At 61.3% G+C, this 16,722-nt stretch carries 19 protein-coding genes; 10 read left to right on the top strand and 9 right to left on the bottom strand.

Annotation, left to right across the window (positions count from 1 at the left end; genetic code table 11):
- Positions 1-485: 485 nt before the first annotated feature.
- Both NLY43_RS26885 and NLY43_RS26890 read right to left on the bottom strand, forming a co-directional pair.
- Positions 486-2,537, bottom strand: coding sequence for an elongation factor G (locus NLY43_RS26885; protein ID WP_023711178.1), 2,052 nt, complete (start codon positions 2,535-2,537; stop codon positions 486-488).
- 245 nt (positions 2,538-2,782) lie between these two features.
- The gene (locus NLY43_RS26890) at positions 2,783-3,643 is read right to left on the bottom strand and encodes an alpha/beta fold hydrolase (RefSeq protein ID WP_023711179.1); all 861 of its coding nucleotides are present in this window, start codon (positions 3,641-3,643) and stop codon (positions 2,783-2,785) included.
- Between the two features lie 147 nt (positions 3,644-3,790).
- Between NLY43_RS26890 and NLY43_RS26895 the strand changes: the two genes are divergently transcribed.
- Both NLY43_RS26895 and NLY43_RS26900 read left to right on the top strand, forming a co-directional pair.
- A complete protein-coding gene (locus tag NLY43_RS26895) occupies positions 3,791-4,342 on the top strand; it encodes a methyltransferase family protein (RefSeq protein ID WP_023683763.1) in 552 nt (183 codons plus the stop codon).
- A gap of 48 nt (positions 4,343-4,390) precedes the next feature.
- Positions 4,391-4,786: a (R)-mandelonitrile lyase gene (locus NLY43_RS26900; protein WP_023711180.1), complete on the top strand. Its 396-nt coding sequence runs from the start codon at positions 4,391-4,393 to the stop codon at positions 4,784-4,786.
- A 60-nt stretch (positions 4,787-4,846) separates the two neighbouring features.
- Here NLY43_RS26900 and NLY43_RS26905 read toward each other — a convergent pair whose 3' ends face one another.
- Positions 4,847-6,049 (bottom strand): pyridoxal phosphate-dependent aminotransferase, encoded by a 1,203-nt coding sequence (locus NLY43_RS26905; RefSeq protein ID WP_023711181.1) that lies wholly within the window; start codon positions 6,047-6,049, stop codon positions 4,847-4,849.
- A 276-nt stretch (positions 6,050-6,325) separates the two neighbouring features.
- Here NLY43_RS26905 and NLY43_RS26910 point away from each other — a divergent pair, with 276 nt between their 5' ends.
- A complete protein-coding gene (locus tag NLY43_RS26910; protein WP_023711182.1) occupies positions 6,326-7,225 on the top strand; it encodes an EAL domain-containing protein in 900 nt (299 codons plus the stop codon).
- Positions 7,222-8,082 carry an EAL domain-containing protein gene (locus tag NLY43_RS26915; protein WP_023711183.1) on the top strand — a complete coding sequence of 287 codons (861 nt, stop codon included), beginning with the start codon at positions 7,222-7,224 and terminating at the stop codon, positions 8,080-8,082. Before NLY43_RS26910 ends, NLY43_RS26915 begins: the two co-directional genes overlap by 4 nt.
- Before the next feature lie 100 nt (positions 8,083-8,182).
- Here the strand turns inward: NLY43_RS26915 and NLY43_RS26920 are convergent, their stop codons facing one another.
- Entirely contained in the window at positions 8,183-8,383 is a 201-nt protein-coding gene (locus NLY43_RS26920) for a hypothetical protein (protein WP_023711184.1), read from the bottom strand.
- Positions 8,384-8,612: 229 nt separating this feature from the next.
- On the bottom strand, positions 8,613-8,825 hold the full coding sequence (locus tag NLY43_RS26925) for a cold-shock protein (RefSeq protein ID WP_015316174.1): 213 nt from the start codon (positions 8,823-8,825) through the stop codon (positions 8,613-8,615).
- Between the two features lie 298 nt (positions 8,826-9,123).
- Between NLY43_RS26925 and NLY43_RS26930 the strand changes: the two genes are divergently transcribed.
- Positions 9,124-9,450, top strand: coding sequence for a hypothetical protein (locus tag NLY43_RS26930; protein WP_023683768.1), 327 nt, complete (start codon positions 9,124-9,126; stop codon positions 9,448-9,450).
- A gap of 162 nt (positions 9,451-9,612) precedes the next feature.
- On the opposite strand, the gene NLY43_RS26935 is transcribed toward NLY43_RS26930, so the two are convergent.
- Entirely contained in the window at positions 9,613-10,194 is a 582-nt protein-coding gene (locus NLY43_RS26935) for a methylated-DNA--[protein]-cysteine S-methyltransferase (protein WP_023711185.1), read from the bottom strand.
- Between the two features lie 177 nt (positions 10,195-10,371).
- On the opposite strand from NLY43_RS26935, the gene NLY43_RS26940 reads away from it, so the two are divergent.
- Both NLY43_RS26940 and NLY43_RS26945 read left to right on the top strand, forming a co-directional pair.
- Positions 10,372-11,301: a lytic transglycosylase domain-containing protein gene (locus NLY43_RS26940; RefSeq protein ID WP_023711186.1), complete on the top strand. Its 930-nt coding sequence runs from the start codon at positions 10,372-10,374 to the stop codon at positions 11,299-11,301.
- Between the two features lie 5 nt (positions 11,302-11,306).
- The gene (locus NLY43_RS26945; RefSeq protein ID WP_023711187.1) at positions 11,307-11,795 is read left to right on the top strand and encodes a GNAT family N-acetyltransferase; all 489 of its coding nucleotides are present in this window, start codon (positions 11,307-11,309) and stop codon (positions 11,793-11,795) included.
- 267 nt (positions 11,796-12,062) lie between these two features.
- On the opposite strand, the gene NLY43_RS26950 is transcribed toward NLY43_RS26945, so the two are convergent.
- The gene (locus tag NLY43_RS26950; RefSeq protein WP_023711188.1) at positions 12,063-12,401 is read right to left on the bottom strand and encodes a hypothetical protein; all 339 of its coding nucleotides are present in this window, start codon (positions 12,399-12,401) and stop codon (positions 12,063-12,065) included.
- A gap of 327 nt (positions 12,402-12,728) precedes the next feature.
- On the opposite strand from NLY43_RS26950, the gene NLY43_RS26955 reads away from it, so the two are divergent.
- The 3 genes from NLY43_RS26955 to NLY43_RS26965 all read left to right on the top strand — a co-directional run bounded on the left by NLY43_RS26955 (position 12,729) and on the right by NLY43_RS26965 (position 14,648).
- On the top strand, positions 12,729-13,280 hold the full coding sequence (locus tag NLY43_RS26955) for a DUF4142 domain-containing protein (RefSeq protein ID WP_023711189.1): 552 nt from the start codon (positions 12,729-12,731) through the stop codon (positions 13,278-13,280).
- Positions 13,281-13,580: 300 nt separating this feature from the next.
- Positions 13,581-14,045: a cupin domain-containing protein gene (locus NLY43_RS26960; protein ID WP_023672418.1), complete on the top strand. Its 465-nt coding sequence runs from the start codon at positions 13,581-13,583 to the stop codon at positions 14,043-14,045.
- A 210-nt stretch (positions 14,046-14,255) separates the two neighbouring features.
- Positions 14,256-14,648 (top strand): RidA family protein, encoded by a 393-nt coding sequence (locus tag NLY43_RS26965; RefSeq protein ID WP_023711190.1) that lies wholly within the window; start codon positions 14,256-14,258, stop codon positions 14,646-14,648.
- 123 nt (positions 14,649-14,771) lie between these two features.
- Here the strand turns inward: NLY43_RS26965 and NLY43_RS26970 are convergent, their stop codons facing one another.
- Together NLY43_RS26970 and NLY43_RS26975 are read right to left on the bottom strand one after the other, a co-directional pair.
- On the bottom strand, positions 14,772-15,260 hold the full coding sequence (locus NLY43_RS26970; RefSeq protein ID WP_023711191.1) for a hypothetical protein: 489 nt from the start codon (positions 15,258-15,260) through the stop codon (positions 14,772-14,774).
- Entirely contained in the window at positions 15,257-16,648 is a 1,392-nt protein-coding gene (locus tag NLY43_RS26975) for an HD domain-containing protein (RefSeq protein WP_023711192.1), read from the bottom strand. Before NLY43_RS26975 ends, NLY43_RS26970 begins: the two co-directional genes overlap by 4 nt.
- Positions 16,649-16,722 lie beyond the last annotated feature (74 nt).

The raw sequence follows: 16,722 nt of genomic DNA on the forward strand, positions 1-16,722 counted from the left end.
TAGATGCTTGTTTCTTGGGCATGAACAGCACATATATAGATCATCTCCTGGGTGCGTTCTCCTCCCATTAGCGCCCTCGAGTGTTCCCCTCTGGAGGTTAGCCTTAACAGGCACTTCCAATCAAACTCAGCCGGATCTTCATTGATCCGGCTTTTTTGTTTCCGGGCCTGCCGTAGCCAGCGAAAAATCGAGCAAAATCGCCGCGTAACAGTGACATGTAACCTCAGGTAACATGCCGCAGGCGTGATTCATCGTTTAAGCAGATCATAGGACGCGGTGTGGTTCGACCGGGAGATGGGGGCATCACTCGGAAGATCCGGGCTCAGGCGGCTACCGCGTCCGAACCTATTCGTCTGTCAGTGCCGTATGGCGCGGCGGATACGTGCGGCGGACCTGCCGTTTTCCTCCCAAGAAGACGGTCCGCAATAAGAGCGGCGTCCGGATCATCCGGGCGCCGTTTTTTGTGCGGATCATCCTTCGGCCTGTCAGGCAGCCTTGCCGTTGGCGTTCATCGCCTCGTCGGCCAACCGTCCGGTCAGCTCGGCCATGTGATCGAAGGCGCAACGATAGCTGGCGACGCCGGAGGTCGCCGAGCGCAGTTCGATGATCAGGTCGCCGATCTCGGCCTGCGGCATGGTCGCCTCCACGACATCCCATCCCGGCCAGTCAGGCCGCGCGTCGTAGCCAAGGATCTGACCGCGCCGTTGCGGGATCAGCGCGATGATCTTCGAAGTGGCTTCGTACGGCGTGACGATCTCGACCTTCATGACCGGCTCGAGCAGCACCGGCGAGCAGGCCGCCATGCCTTCCTTCATGGCCAGCTTGGCCGCCATCTGGAAAGCCATGTCGGAGGAATCGACGGCGTGGTAGGAGCCGTCGGAGAGGTTGACGGCGACATCGACCACAGGGAAGCCGAGCGGGCCGGATTTCAGATAATCGCGCACGCCGGTTTCGACCGACTGGATGTAGGTCTTGGGCACGACGCCGCCGGTGATGGTGTCCGAGAACTGAAAGCCGGAGCCGCGCGGCAGCGGCTTGATCTCGATCACCACATCGCCGAACTGGCCATGGCCGCCGGACTGCTTCTTGTGGCGGCCGCGCTGCTGCACCGTCTTTCGGATCGTCTCGCGATAGGGGACGGCAGGCGCATGGCCTTCGACCGGAATCTGATTCTTGCCTTCCAGCCGCTCGCGCACGACCCGCAGATGCATCTCGCCATGGCCGGACAGCACGGTCTCGGCCGAGTCCTGATTGTGGCGCAAGGTGAGCGAGGGATCTTCCTCGGCCAGGCGCTGGATGGCCGCCGACATTTTGACCTCGTCCTTGCGCTCCTTCGGCCGCAGGGCAAAGGCAAAGACCGGCTGCGGCGGCGTCAGCGTGACCAGCGGCTTGATACCGCCCTTCGTGGAGCTCAACGTCTGGCCGGTCTTGACCTCGTCCAGCTTGCCCAACGCCACCGTGTCGCCGGCCTTGGCAGCGGTGAGCTTGGACTGGTCCTTTCCGAGCATCTTGTAGATGCCGGAGACCTTCGCCGTCTCGCCATTCGACAAATAGAGTTCGGCTGCATCGGCGATCTGGCCGGAGAGTACGCGCGACACGGACAGCTTGCCGCCATGCGCGGTGTGGATGGTCTTCATCACCTGGACCACGGTGTGATTGCCGTCGGGGACGCCGAGCCGTTTGCGCGTCGCCTCGACATCCGGTGCGTCATGGCGGATCGCCTTCAAAAGGCGCAGCACGCCGTTGCCTTTTTCGGCGGTGCCGATCAGCACCGGCGTTATGGCGCCGGCGCGCAGGTCGGCGGACAGATCGTCGAAGACCGCGTCTTTCGGCGGCTCGATCTCCTCCAGCAACTGCTCCATCAACTGGTCGTCATGGTCGGCAAGCGTCTCCAGCATGGAGAAGCGAGCCTCCAGTTCGCGCGCCTTGTCGTCAGTTGGAATTTCGGCAACCTGGCTTTCGGCATATTCGCGGTAGATGTAGGCGCGCTCCAGCGCCAGGTCGATCGAACCGATCACCACATTGTCCTTGCGCAGCGGAATCTGGCGCAGCAACAGCGGCGCCGCGCTCGTCGGCTGCAGCATCTTCAGCGTATCGCGTACGCCGGCGATTGCCTTGTCGACCTTGTTGAGGAACAGGATGCGCGGCACGCCGAGATCGTCGAGCTTGCGCATGATGAGCTGCAAGGCTGGGATCTTCTTCTCGTCGGCCTCGGCGACGACCACCGCGAGATCGCAGGCTGCCAGCACCGGCTCGGCCTCGAAGGAGAATTCGATCGATCCGGGACAGTCGACGAAGGTGATCTGCTCGCCCATGAATTCGGTGGTGGCAAAGGTCGCCTCGACGCTCATGGCGTGCGCCCGCGCCTCGGGCGAATGATCGGAAACGGTGCTTCCCGATGAAACGGGATTTTGGCGGGGGATGGCGCCCGTACGGGCGAGGATGGCTTCGAGAAGTGTCGTCTTACCGCTTGCAAAGGGACCGACTATGGCAATGCATTTCGGTCCCGTGCGTCGTCCTCCGGCGCGAGTACCCATGGCTGACCTCCACTCAGGCGTTGCCCTTGGAGTGCGATCAGCAAAAGTGGAAACGGTTTTGCGCCGATCGCACCCTGTCGTGAGCGGCGGCCGGCCTGTTCGACCGTCGCGGGCGGGGTTGTTTTCATTTAGCCACCTGCCCAACCCATCGTCCCACGGGTTAGCCGGGAGGGCAAGGAAAATAGAAATCGCGCCGCCGTCAGGCGGCCGAGGCAAGACCCGGGGATCAGAACCGTCGGGCGATTTCAGCTTGCCTGAGTGCGGCGCGTGGGCGTGGCGGCTGCACTCTGCTTCACCACCATCTCGGCGTAGCGCGACAGCAACGGGTTGAACAGGTCCGGACGTTCCCAGAAGGGCGCATGGCCGGCGCCTGGTATGACATGGCACTGTTCCCACAGCGAGCTGTAGGCGACGGTCTCGAAATAGCTTAGCCGCACCAGCGGATCATGCTCGCCATTGATCACCGCGACGGGGAACGGAGCGTGCTCGACCACCTGTTTCTGGTCGGCGCCCTTGCCCGCAAACATGGAGCGCGCCACGCCGGCGCGAAGCCGACCGTCGGTGCGCCTGATGGCTTCGCGGAAAGACGGACTGGCGGTGTCGCCGTAGCACAGAGCCTCAAAACGCTCGATGTCGCGTTCGGAGTAGACCTTCTTGGAGGCGAGCAGCATGTCCCAGTTGGCGTGAAAGCCGCGCAGCATGCCAAGCGGCCCTCGCGACACCGGCGGCGCTCCGGTCAGCACCAGGCCGCTGACCGCATGGTGAAAGCTGGCCAGTTCGACCGCCACATGGCCGCCGAGCGACCAGCCGAAGATGATGGCGTGGCCGATGCCCAAAGCGTCGAGAAGCCGGGCTGTGGTCTGGGCAAGGCCGGTAATCGTATAGGCGGTCGCCGGGTCGCGGGCATCGGAGGACTCGCCGTGGCCGGGAAGGTCGAAGGCGATCAGCCGATGGCCGTCGGCAAGCGGGCTATCGAACTGACGGGCAAACACGGCGCGCGAACTGCCCGAGCCATGGATCATGACGATGGGCATGCCGGACCCAGACGACTGGCTGAGGCGCAAGTCGGCCTGCGGCGTGCGGATGGTGCGGTGAGTGATGCTCATGCTGGATTAGACCTTGAGATTTGCCTGACCGCCAACATCGCATCGCTGGCTCTATATGTTCTTTAAACATGTGGTTAAGAAAGGATTTCTAAAGAGATAGCCGGCACGATCGCTGGCTCCATGGCAATCACGCGCGGAATCCCGACAATGGAACCAGTCCTCGATCTTCTTGTCTCGATCTGCAGCATCGCGATGCTTGGCCAATATGTCTGGTCGATGCGGGCGCATTTCCAATCGCAGGCGATGTCTCCAGGCGCCATGGTGATTTCGGCGGCGGTCATCGCCACGGCGCTGTTCTTTCTCGCCACCCTTTGGATCCAATCGCAGCCGGGTTCGGCAAAGCTCACCGGACTTGCCGTCGAACTGGCGAGCTCTGCCCTGTTCTGGTGGGCGATCGTCACGTCGCGCAAGGTGCGGCTGCGCTTCGTCTTCGCACCCGACGATCCGCACAGCCTGCTGACCCACGGCCCCTACGGCCATGTCCGCCACCCCTTCTATACGTCCTACATCGTCTTCTGGATCGGCTGGGGGATCGCGACCTGGTCGGTCTGGGCGTTGGTGCCGGTCGCCGGGATCGCTATCCTCTATGTGTTTGCGGCGCTGGACGAAGAGAAGAAATTTTCGCGCACGCCGCTGGCCGGAGCCTACGCGGACTATCGCGTACGTGCCGGCCTGTTCTGGCCCCGGCTGGGGTGGTAGCCGGCACCGGGGCAGGGTAGGTTCTGCCAAACTTAGGGGTCACCAGAGATGAAGATCATTGCCTGCGGCAGCGTGCCGACCATCATCGCACCGGAGAAGTATTTCACTGGCCGCGTGCTGCAGACGCCCATCATCGAGAAGGAAGCGCCGGCGCGGCTGCGGGCCACGCTGGTCAGCTTCGAGCCTGGCGCGCGTACCCACTGGCACACGCATCCGCTCGGCCAAACGCTCTATGTCACGTCGGGCGCCGGCCTTGCGCAGACATGGGGCGGGCCGATCCAGCAGATCAAGGCGGGCGACGTGATCTCGTTCGAGCCCGGCGAGAAGCACTGGCACGGCGCGGGTCCAAAGACGACAATGACCCACGTCGCCATGCAGGAAGCGCTGGACGGCGTCCATGCCGATTGGATGGAAGCGGTCACCAGCGAGCAGTATGGCGGCTGAGGTCTGCTCCTGACATGAAACCCGGCTCGAAGCCGGGTTTCATGTCTCGGTGCCGCCAGTTCAGGTCAGCGATGCCGTGAACCGCTGGATGCGCGTGCAGGCTTCCTCCAGCAGCGTCTCCGACGTGGCGTAGGAGATGCGGAAGTTGGGGCCGAGGCCGAAGGCAGAGCCGAACACCACCGCGACACCCTCGCCTTCGAGCAATTCGGAGCAGAAAGTCTCGTCGGTGTCGATGACCTTGCCGGCTTTGGTCCTCTTGCCGATCAGCTGGGCACAGGACGGATAGACGTAGAAGGCGCCTTCCGGCGACGGGCAGGTTATGCCGCGCGCCTGGTTGAGCATCGACACGACGAGGTCGCGACGGCCCTGAAAGATCGCCTTGTTCCTGGCGACGAAATCCTGCGGGCCGTTGAGCGCCTCGACCGAGGCCCATTGCGCGATGGTGCAGGCGCCCGAGGTCTGCTGGCCCTGGATCATGTCCATCGCCTTGATCAGCTGGACCGGACCCGCGGCATAGCCGATGCGCCAGCCGGTCATGGCGTAGGCTTTCGAGACGCCGTTCATGGTCAGCGTGCGCTCGTAGAGTTTCGGCTCGACCTCGGCGATCGTCCTGAAGACGAAGTCGCCATAGGTCAGGTGCTCGTACATGTCGTCGGTCAGTGTCCAGACATGCGGATGCTTCAAGAGCACGTCGGCCAGCGCGCGCAGCTCGGCTTCCGTGTATGCGGCGCCGGACGGGTTCGATGGCGAGTTCATCAACAGCCATTTGGTCTTCGGCGTGATCGCCTTTTCCAGCACGGCGGGAGTGAGCTTGAAACCATTGTCGATCGAGGTGTCGGCGAACACCGAGGTGCCGCCGCAGATCGCCACCATTTCGGGATAGCTGACCCAATAGGGGCGGGGGATGATGACCTCGTCGCTTGGGTTCAGCGTCGCCATGAAGGCGTTGAACAGGATCTGCTTGCCGCCGGTGCCGACAATGGTCTGCTCGGGCTTGTAGTCGAGATTGTTCTCGCGCTTGAATTTTTTCGCGATCGCCTCGCGCAGCGGCGCGATGCCCGAAACCGGCGGGTATTTGGTCTCGCCGCGGCGGATCGCCTCGATCGCCGCATTCTTGATGTTGTCGGGCGTGTCGAAATCCGGTTCGCCGGCGCCGAGGCCGATAATGTCGCGGCCGGCATTTTTCAGCTCGCGGGCTTTCTGCGTCACCGCGATGGTGGCGGAAGGCTTTACGCGGGCAAGGGCGTCGGCAAGAAAGGCCATGGCCAGAAATCTCCAGAGGGGTCGGCGCAACCGCAAACAGCTGCGGCGCCTCTCATGTCGCATCGACCCGGCAAGTGCAAGCATTGTCGGATGAGCCAGGGTCAAGGACCCGTGGAGATCGGCTTTTTGGAGCGCGTGCATGACGGTTTCACTCTGCGTTGCGGGCTCTGCAATCGATAGGCTTATCCCCGGCAAGAATAAATTCATCAACGGCCGCTAAAACCTTTGACGGCAGGATCGCCAGCCATTTCGCCTGTCTCGCGGAGCGAGGGACCCTTGTCGCGCAGCACCGGGCTTGCCCACATCATCCGTCACGATGACGGCACCGCTTCAGGTGTCTGGGGTCCCTACACGCTGCAGAGCGCCTTTCAGCCGATCTTCGCCTTCAAGGAGGGCAAGCTCTCGATCGCAGCGTTCGAGGGGCTGATCCGGCCGTTTCGTGACAGCGAGCCGCAATCGCCGATGAACTTCTTCCGCACCTGTCCGGCCGGCGACCGCCTGCATATCGAGGCGCTGACGCGCACGCTGCATTTGCTCAATGCCGGCGCCTGCCTGCCGCAAGAGGCTTCGATCTTCGTCAATTTCGATCCGTCGGTGTTTACCGAGCGCTCCATCGCCGACAACGCGTTGCGCGACATGCGGCTGGTGCTGCACGAAGCCGGGATCGATCCGCGCCGCATCGTGTGCGAGGTGACCGAGCAGAAGTCGGCGTCGCAGGAAACGCTCTACAGCTTTGTCGAGGCGCTGCGGGCCAATGGCTTTCGCATCGCCGTCGACGATTACGGCGCCGATGAATCCGACATCAACCGCATCAAGGAGCTCAAGCCCGACATCGTCAAATTCGATGCGCACTGGATCACGCAGCTCATGGAATCGGGCGCCGGCTTTGCCCTACTGACTGCCATGGTGACGAACTTCGAACTACAGGGCATCCGGACGGTGTTCGAAGGCATCGAGGAAGGCTGGCAGCTTGAATTGGCCGAGAAATCCGGCGCATCGATGGTGCAGGGCTTCGTGCTGGCAAAGCCGGAACTGGCGCCGACCAGCTTTCGCGCTTTCGGCAAGGATGGGCAGCCGTCTGTCGCGGCGGCCGAGCCTGGCAAGACGCCTGCCGGCCCGACTGCAGCGCCTCCGGCGCGGCCGCGCAGGGTGTTCGGGCGCAGGACCGGGCCATGACCGGGCAGCGCGAGAGGCGTCGCGATATCGGCGAAGCGATCTTTGCCGACGAGGTCGGCATCGAATACGGCGTCTATGGCGCGTTCCGGCTGAAGAGCGCCTACCAGCCGATCTTTGCGCCACGCGGTGGCGCGTTGGCCGCGGTTGCCGTCGAGGCGCTGATCGAACCGCAGCGCGCTTCCATGCCGGTTGCACCGGCCATGTTCTTCGACAGCGTCGCGCCGGGCGACCGCCTGTTTGTCGAGACGATGTGCCGGATGCTGCATCTGAAAAACTTCCGCAACATCGGCGTCGACGGGCTCGACCTGTTCTTCAACTACAACCCGATGATCAACGATCATCTCGGGCGGGCGCTGGCCGAGATCCGGCTGATGACGCGGCATCTCGGCGACCTCGACCTGCATGCCGCCATGCTGGTCTGCGAGATCACCGAACAGGCGGCCGACGGTAATGTGCTGGCCCCGCTGGTGCGCGAGATGCGGCGCCACGGCATCCGCATCGCCATCGACGATTTCGGCACCGGCCACTCGACCGCGGAGCGGATGAGCCTGCTTCAACCGGATATTGTGAAGATCGACGGCGGCTGGTTCGCCGAATTCTGCCGCCACGCTGCCGCCGAGCGCTTCTTCCGGCCGCTCGTCTCGTCGCTGCACGATCGCGGCGCCAAGGTGCTGGTGGAAGGCATCGAGCAATCCGTGCATCTGCGCGTCGCGCTGGATGGCGGCGTCGACCTGCTACAGGGGTTCCATCTCGGCCGCCCGGCGCTGGCCGGCACGATCTTCAACCGGGAGCCGCTGTCGATCGAGGCGCTGCTTGGCGCCGACAACAAGGTGGTGCCGCTGCATCTGCGGCGCTGATTTGTGCTCGCGCTTGCCGCCGCTTCGCGGCTCGTTCCGGACCGGACGCCACCGGGCGCGATGCCCGGTTGGGCTTGCGGCCTTCGGCCGTAGCGCGCATTCAAAGAGGGCGAACTCGGCCCGCGTGAAGTTCAGCCAAAGCCCGCTCGGCAAACTTATCCAGCCGGCCAGCCTTGGCGTCCGCCTCGATCTGCATATCCCACACCTCTGCCTGATACGCTGCGAACCATTTGGTAAAGGCCTTTAGTTCTTTGGTGTTCAGGGCTGCGATGGATCTTTCAATCTGTTCGAGCTTGGTCATGGGGCGAAACTAGCATGGCCATCGTCCAATTCCAGACAAACAAAAAGGCGGGATAAATCCCGCCTTCCCATTTCGGTAGCCTGATCGGAGCTTTAAGTCCGGGCCGGCAGCTATCTGCTGATCCAGCTTGTCGGGTCTTTCTGCTCCAGCGCGCTTCTCGCGCGACCGTCAGTACATCCGTGACTTGCCGCGCGCCCCGAACTCTCGTCCGGCGCGCGCTATCGCAAAATCAGGCTGCCTTGCTCAGAGAACCAGCGGACGACTTGCCTGTGCGGCGGTCCTGCTCGATCTCGAAGTTGATTTTCTGGCCTTCGACCAGGGTCGACAGTCCAGCGCGCTCGACAGCGGAGATGTGAACGAAAACGTCCGCACCGCCCGAATCAGGCTGAATGAAGCCGAAGCCCTTGGTGGCATTGAACCACTTGACCGTACCAGTTGCCATATGAATAGTCCTCGCATTTGCTTTGGTTTGACCGAACCGAGGTTCAGCCGGTTTGTATCGAGATTTTGGAGATAGACGTCAGCAAACGCGAAGATCGCGAGGCCCGGATCGATCGGCCGAAATATCAATGGAGCTGATATAGGCGGGTTTCGCACCAAAAACAAGATGGCTCGAAAAATGGCGTTGCGGTGGCGCCGCCCAAAGGCCGCCCCAATCGCATGAAAGCGTCGAGCAATCGGGAAGACCGGGACGCCCGACGGCGTTAGTCCGGTTTTGGGAGACTGTCATGAAAACGGTTGTGAAAACCATTCTGCTTGCCGCCTGCCTGACGCTGGCGGCCGCCGAGGCGCAGGCGATCTCGCGCTACGACCCCACTCGTATGAGCTGCGACAGGGTGCAAGGCACGATCGCCCGCCAGGGCGCGGTCATCCTGCGCTATCAGTCCAGGCGCGTGCCGGGGCTGCCGCTCTTCGACCGCTATGTGCAGAGCCAGCAATTCTGCAATGTCGGCGAGGTCAGGAAGCGCGCCTATGTGCCGAGCGTCGATACCGAATCCTGCCCGGTCTATCTCTGCAAGCGGATCGAGAACGACCATTTTCACCGCCGCTTCCTGCGCCGTCATTAGGCATATTGATATTCAAGTGAGGCCGGCCTGCGAACGATGGTCTTCTGCGCTTCCGGCGCCCACGTACATTAAGTACGCTCCGCTCCGGTTCTCGAAGACCATAGTTCTCGGTGCGGCCTGACCTGAATCTCAACATACCCAGCCGGCATACCATTCAAGCTCTTAGAACCCGAACGAGACCTGCGCCGCCGGCGGCGGGCCGACGCGCACGCCTTCCATGGCCAGCATCTTTTCCTTGGTGGCCGAGCCGCCGGGCGCCGAGAAGCCGCCGATCTTGCCGCCCGCGGCTAGTATCCGATGGCAGGGGATGACCAGCGGCACCGGGTTGGCGCCCAGCGCTGCCCCGGTTTCGCGCGGCAGGCCGGCTTGGCCGGCGCGCTTGGCCAGTTCGCCATAGGTGGTGGTTTCGCCGTAATGCAGTTTTCGCGCCGCGTCGTAGATGGCGAGACGGAAGTCGTCGACGTCGTCGAGATCGACCGGCACACCGGAGAAATCGACGTCCTCGCCTGAGGCATAGGCCTTGATCGAGGCGATGAGCTCGACCACCCATTGCGGCTGCCCAATGTTCGCAGTCGTATTGGCGGCAACACCGGCATGCCGCATCAGCCGGCGTTCCACCGCTTCGCGGCTCCTTTCGGGCAGGCAGAGCCGGATCAGGCCCTTTTCGCTCCAGGCGATGCCCATGAAGCCGATCACTGTTTCTAACACTGCGTGGCCGGCTGTGATCGAAGATGCCGTTTCCATGATGCGCTCCTTTCCGCAAAGTGGCGAAAACCGGGATGCCGACCGGTACATATGCAGAACAATATGGCATCTGAGCCCGGCTCTCGCCACCCGAAAACCACCAGATGGTCCCGATTGCCCACCAGGAATCGCTGGTGTAAGGACTTCTTAACAACCGACAAATCGGACCCGCGCGGCTTGCCAGCAAAATTCAACCTTTTCGCGATCTCTGTGATCGTCGGCGCAGCTGCCCTCAGCGGCTGCCAATCGACCTCGCAGATGAAGGCTACGCCTGCGCTGACCGAAACCGCGACCGCCGCCGGCAGCGATGCCGGCTTCACCGTGCCGCTGCCCGATACGGTTTCGGTGCTGCCGCAATCCTCGGGCATAACACCCGTCCAGGCGGCCGAAGCAACTCTCGCCACACCAGCACTTGCCGCCGCCGCGCAGCCGGTTGGCGCGACCGCGGCCTTTGCCGGCGCGACGCCCACGGCCCCGGCCGTGCCTGCGGTGATGGCAGCCAATGCCTGGCAGGCGCCTGCGCCCGCCAACGCCGGACAGCCGGTCGCGGCGCAATATACGACCGCCAGCCTTGTCATGCCGGCGACCGCCAAGGGCGGCCAGAACGCCATGCCCGGCGTGCAGCAGGTAGCCTATGTCGTGCCGCAGAACCCGGCTTCCTTGGGCCAGCTCCCCGCCGCGCCGCTCGGTCTCCCGGAAGAAGAGCATGCGACCGGCATGCGCGGCGACGTCGACCGGCTGATCCAGAAATACGCTGCTCTCTACGAGGTGCCGGTCGATCTGGTGCGCCACGTCGTCAACCGCGAAAGCACCTACAATCCCAAGGCTTACAATAACGGCCATTGGGGGCTGATGCAGATCAAGCACGCGACGGCGCGCGGCATGGGCTATGACGGGCCGGCCAAGGGCTTGTTCGACGCCGAAACCAATCTGAAATACGCGGTCAAATATCTGCGTGGCGCCTGGCTGGTGGCGGGTGGCAACGCCAAGAAGGCCGATTGGCTCTACCAGACCGGCTATTATTTCGACGCCAAGCGCAAAGGCCTGCTCGAGGCGACCGGCCTCGGTGTCGACCGCAAGCGCCGCCGGCTGCAGCCCGACGCCTGAGCGCGATGCCTGAACCGCGCCCGCCGGCTCCAAACGACATCCGGCTGCGCAAGATCCTCGACGAGACGCTCGTTGCACCGCACTGGCCGGACGGCTTTACCATGCGCTGCTTCGAACATGGTGACGCGCAGCCCTTGCATGCGCTTTTGACCGAGGTGTTCGAGGACGGCGCTGACGGCCCGTTCGACGAATGGTGGCCGCGCATATCCAGCGATGCCGAATTCGACCCGGCGCTGTGTTTCCTGGTCATCGACGCCAAGGGACGGCTGGCGGCGGCAGCGCTGTGCTGGACGAGGGCCTTCGTCAAGGACCTCGCGGTCCATCCCGAAGCGCGCGGCAAAGGCATTGGGGAAGCGCTGATGTGGCAGGCTTTCAACGCCTTTCGCGATCGAGGCGCGGCCCATGTCGACCTCAAGACCAACACGGTCGAGAACGCCGCCGCGCTCCGGCTCTACGAGCGGCTGGGAATGATGCCTGTCGCCTGGGAAGGGTAAGGGCTTTTTTCTTGCCGCAATTCCCTGGGGAAAACGCTACGCGTCCCACTTTTCCTGGAATTGCTCGAGCGCTGTTGAAATCCTCCGGATTGTGAACTGCTTCACATAGGCCGCCGCAACCGGATGCTACCTCACCATCCATGCCTTTCGACCGATGGCGGATCGACGACTGGCAGATGTGGAGGGGCTGCACCGGCATGTGTTCAGCCACTCCTTGGCGGGTCCCAGGCGGGGGTTTGGGGCCCGCCAGTCGTTTTACGGCAGCCGTCAGATATCGGGCGCATTGCCGATCTTCTTTTTGAGCTCAATCGCCCAGGCGCGGCCCTCGTCGCCGCCCCACAGCAGCCAGGCGATATGGCCGGCCGATGGATTGTTTTCATTGCCGTAATTCTTGCCGCGCTTGTCGACCTCGTGGCGGGCGAAATAGCTGACCATGCGGCGGATGGTCGAGGGCGCCAGCTTTTCTCGATTCTTGAGTTCCGTCGCCCGCGCGACGCCGATCTCGGTGCCGCCACGGCCGAACTGCTTGCGCAGCCTCAACCCCTTGGCGGCATTGTCGGCCACCACTTGCGGGCAGCGCAGATCGATCTCTTCATCCTCTTGCATGTGTCTCCCCAGCTTCGGAAACCTAACCTGCAGACGCAATACAGGGAAGTGCAACCGGCTCCCAATGCAGCGCCGTCCATCGGGACCAGGATCCGCGCGCCATCGGCACTGCGAGATCATGTGCAACCAATGGATTTCCGTCTGAGGGTCGGCCGAACTGGAACGAACAGCTGCATATGGCGAGGCGTGCTGTCACCGAGGTTTGTCCGCCAAGGCTCGGGCCAGCTCTTCGGCAGATGGTCGCTGACGAATAGTTGTCCGGACGCAACCCTGCCGCCAATGCCGCGTTTGATTAGCCGAGGGAAATTTTCAAATCGGAGACTTCAGATGAAAACGCTTCTCACCATTGCCGCCGTCGCCTTGTTCGCCGGTGCCCCTGCCGCCCTTGCGGCCAACTCGACTGCGGTCGCGCCTGCCATGGCCGCCAGCAAGGTCGATACCCCAACCTTCGTCAAGACCGTGCCTAGTTCCAACGAATTCGAAATCCAGTCGAGCAAGCTCGCCGAGGAGAAATCCAAGGCGGCTGACGTCAGGAAATTCGCCAAGCAGATGGTCAAGGACCACACCAAAGCCGGAAAGGAGTTCAAGGCTGCGCTGAGCCAGGGCCAGACCACCGGTTCAACCAAAGCCGCGGGACCGGCCCTGCAGCCGAAGGAGCAGGCAATGCTCGACGAGTTGAAGAGCGCAAGCGGCAAGGATTTTGACGCCAAGTACATCCAGATGCAGACGGACGCGCACAAGGAGGCAGTTGCCCTTTTCAGCAGCTATGCCAACTCGGGCGACGACCCGGCGCTGAAGGAATTCGCCAAGAAGACGCTGCCGACGCTGCAGATGCACGAGAAGCACGTGAAGGAACTCGCGGCCGCGCATCAGGGTTGAGGGCTGGTGACTGGCCAGCAATAGCATTCTACGGCGCCCCCCTCTGTCCTGCCGGACATCTCCCCCACGAGTGGGGAGATCAGCAGCGTCGGCGCCGTGCTTTTCTTGCGACGGTGAAAATTGGCGAAGGCTGAGGCGAGCCAATCTCCCTCCTTGCGGGGGAGATGTCCGGCAGGACAGAGGGGGGCGCCGTAGAGTGCGACGGCCGATGCCTGCCGTTGGCAAGGCATTGCGGCAAAGTGGCTCTGTGGCTGCGCCGGCAGTGACATACATTGCCGCCACCAATTCAATGGAGCTCCCATGCCCAAGATCGACCTGTCCACCGTGCCTGTCCGCAAGGGCTCCGGCTACCCCGCGCCCTTCGACGCCCCTTGCGCCGAGCGCACACGCCACCGCCTCGGCGATGCCGGCGGCCTCACCGATTTCGGCGTCAACCTGATGACATTGCCATCAGGCGGCTGGTCCAGCCAGCGCCACTGGCACAGCCATGAGGACGAGCTCGTCTATGTGCTGGAAGGCGAACTGGTGCTGGTCGAGGATGGCGGCGAGACGCTGCTCAAGGCCGGCGACTGCGCGACCTTTGCCAAGAACAGCGGCAACGGCCACCACATGATCAACCGCTCGTCCACAACGGCGCGCTATCTCGAAGTCGGCTCGCGCAATCCGGATGATCTCATCACTTGCTCCGACATCGACATGATGAGCCCGAGTTCGGATGGCAGGTTCCTGCACAAGGACGGCATGCCCTATCCGGGGCAGGGGTGAGGGCTGGACCATGGTTCGGCGCTGGCGTTCGCTGGGCGGGGGGATAAGCTCCTCACAATCAAAGGTGGCGCAGGCCCCCTCATCCGACCGCTTCGCGGGAAGCGCTGGCGCTGACCGGCTCCTCTCCCCTCGGGGAGAGGTCAGCCGAGCGAAGCGGAGGCTGGGTGAGGGGGCCTTGGCGCCAGCTTGGCAAACAAAGGGAGCATCACCGTGAAAAAAGAAGTCATCGAAGTGCCCGTCATGTCGGCCAAGGTGCGGGCGCTCGGGCTGCCTTGCTCGACGGCAGTAAGGGCCAATGGCTTCGTGTTCATCTCGGCGACGCCGCCGGTGGACATGGTGACCGGCGAGATGGTGCGCGGCGACATCGAAACCCAGACCGAGGCGTCGCTGAAGGCGCTGAAACACTGTCTGGAAGCGGCGGGAACCTCGCTCGACAACGTGGTGATGGTGCGCATCTACGCCGTCAATTCCGGCTTCTACAACGCCATCAACCGGGTCTATGCGAAGTATTTCAGCGTCAACCCGCCGGCGCGGAGTTTTGTACCGGTGGCGTCATGGCCGATGGAGTTCGATATCGAGATCGAGTGTGTGGCGGTGGGGTAAGGGGTGCGAAAGGCGCACCGACAGAATTGCTCGCGGGAGAGCAAATGCGCCCCACTACACCATGAGCTCCCGCCTGCCCACAGCGGGAACAGGAGTTTAGCAGTCCCCAATCGTCATATGGAATTAAACCTTTTCCAATTCACCAAGCAGTTTCTTTGCTTTCTGTATCCTCTCTTGCGTTGATTTATCTTCCTTCCTCTTAATGGTCTCTCTCCATGGGTCGTTCTCAAACCCATTTTTAGACAAGAAATCTGCAGTTGCAGCCAACTCTATAGAAATAGAATCATACCTTGAGAGTGTGTCCAATATAGCCTTTCTTTTACCGTCGGCCCCCTCTTCCTCTATTTTAAGGTCCGACATAAATACAGCGTACTTGGCACCATCCTTCGTTGATTTCCAATCAATGTTAAGATAGCCAAGAGCTTTTGCGTCATCAGTTCCTATGGAAATTTCTTCACTATAAGGCCCATAGTAGTAATATTCAAAAATAGAATCATTCCCGACGCCTAGTTCTTCAAGAAAGTAAGCCGACTTTTGTAATCTTGTCTTTCCAACGATTGATCCGCCGTTCAATGCTACAATCTTTGCGACATAAGAGGCGATGTCACTCATCCTTCCATCCTCCGAATAAGGTCTTCTATTTTTGCTTTTGCTTTCTCATCGCGCACATATACGCGATAGATCGATTTCTCTTGTAATGCCCTTACGACATCTGAGCGGTCGCTAAGATCGTCGGGCCTCGATCCGTCTGCGCGCATGATGTGGATCTTAGAGAGCGCATCAGGAGAGCCGTAACCTCGCCGTTTGTAGGGATTTCTCGACGGTTGATCTTCGAAAATTTCAACCTCATCGAAGTCGCCATTCTCTTTCGCCTTAGTCAGCTGAGCGCGAAAGTGGGCAACTGCATTGGCATCGCCGCGACCTTCAAAATGGTCAGAAATGTCGATAGCCTTGTACAATTTTCTGGAGAGCAATCGCTGGGAGAGTTCACTTAAAATGGCATCCTTAGACTCTGCCATGACGGAAAGGCTGCCCCACACAACGAAATCGTCGGCCTTCAGATATGAATCAAGGTCGCGATTCTGGACAAAAGTCAGTATCGGATTTCCTTCACTCAACGCAGTCAACGGGGCGTTTCCTTCAGCACATAGTGTCCCAACCCTACGTAGGACAGCCGACAGAATTTTCTCGGCTGAGCGAGTCGCTTTATGGAAGTATACAGCAAAATAGAGATGGAACAAACCAAGAACGTACGATTCTGCCGCTTGAAATGCCTTGTGGCCTAAAACCAGGCTATCGACGGTCGAATATGTCTCATCGTCAATGGCAAGGGGGATCGATCCAACCTCCAGATTGGCCAATATCCACGAATAATCAAAGCCGCCATGCTTGGCGCCCGTCATAAGTCGGTCGCGGCGAACGTAGTCCAACCTGTCCGCATCAAATTGACTCGAAACCACTGCGGCGTAGATATCGCCGGGCGTATCGGCGATTAAGAGCTTCGACACGGCTTCTTGAAAATCAACGCCGCGGGATCTGAGGGCACTGCCGACTTCGGTATCTCCCAGGATAATGTCAGAGGTCCATTGCTCGTGCTTCTTAAGCTTCGGGGGGCCTTTCTCTCCTTTACGCTTGGCATTGTCCTTATTAAGAAGCTTTATGGCCTCCTCGAATGCATGGCTGAACGGACCATGTCCCAGGTCGTGAACTAATGAGGCGGCTAGAGCGATCTCAGCCTTCTCGGGTTCAAATTTTTCGCCAATTCTATCCGAGATTAATGTTACAAGCTCGCGCGCAGTGTGAAATACTCCAATACTGTGGGCGAAGCGGGTGTGAGTTGCGCCGGGGTAGACAAGCTCCGAAAAGCCAAGCTGTTTCACGCGCCGGAGACGCTGGAATTCTCTTGTGTCGATCAAATTCCAAAGAAATTGATCGAACTCACCTATGCCAAACTCGATGAGATCGTGTAGGGGATCTCGAATTCGTTGAGTTTTGGGCATAGCGCGGCGAATCACCCGGAGGCATTTCAGCAGAACATAACAAAGACGCGGAGAAAGTTAAAACTTATAAAATA

The organism is Mesorhizobium sp. C416B, from assembly GCF_030323165.1.
Lineage (GTDB): Bacteria > Pseudomonadota > Alphaproteobacteria > Rhizobiales > Rhizobiaceae > Mesorhizobium.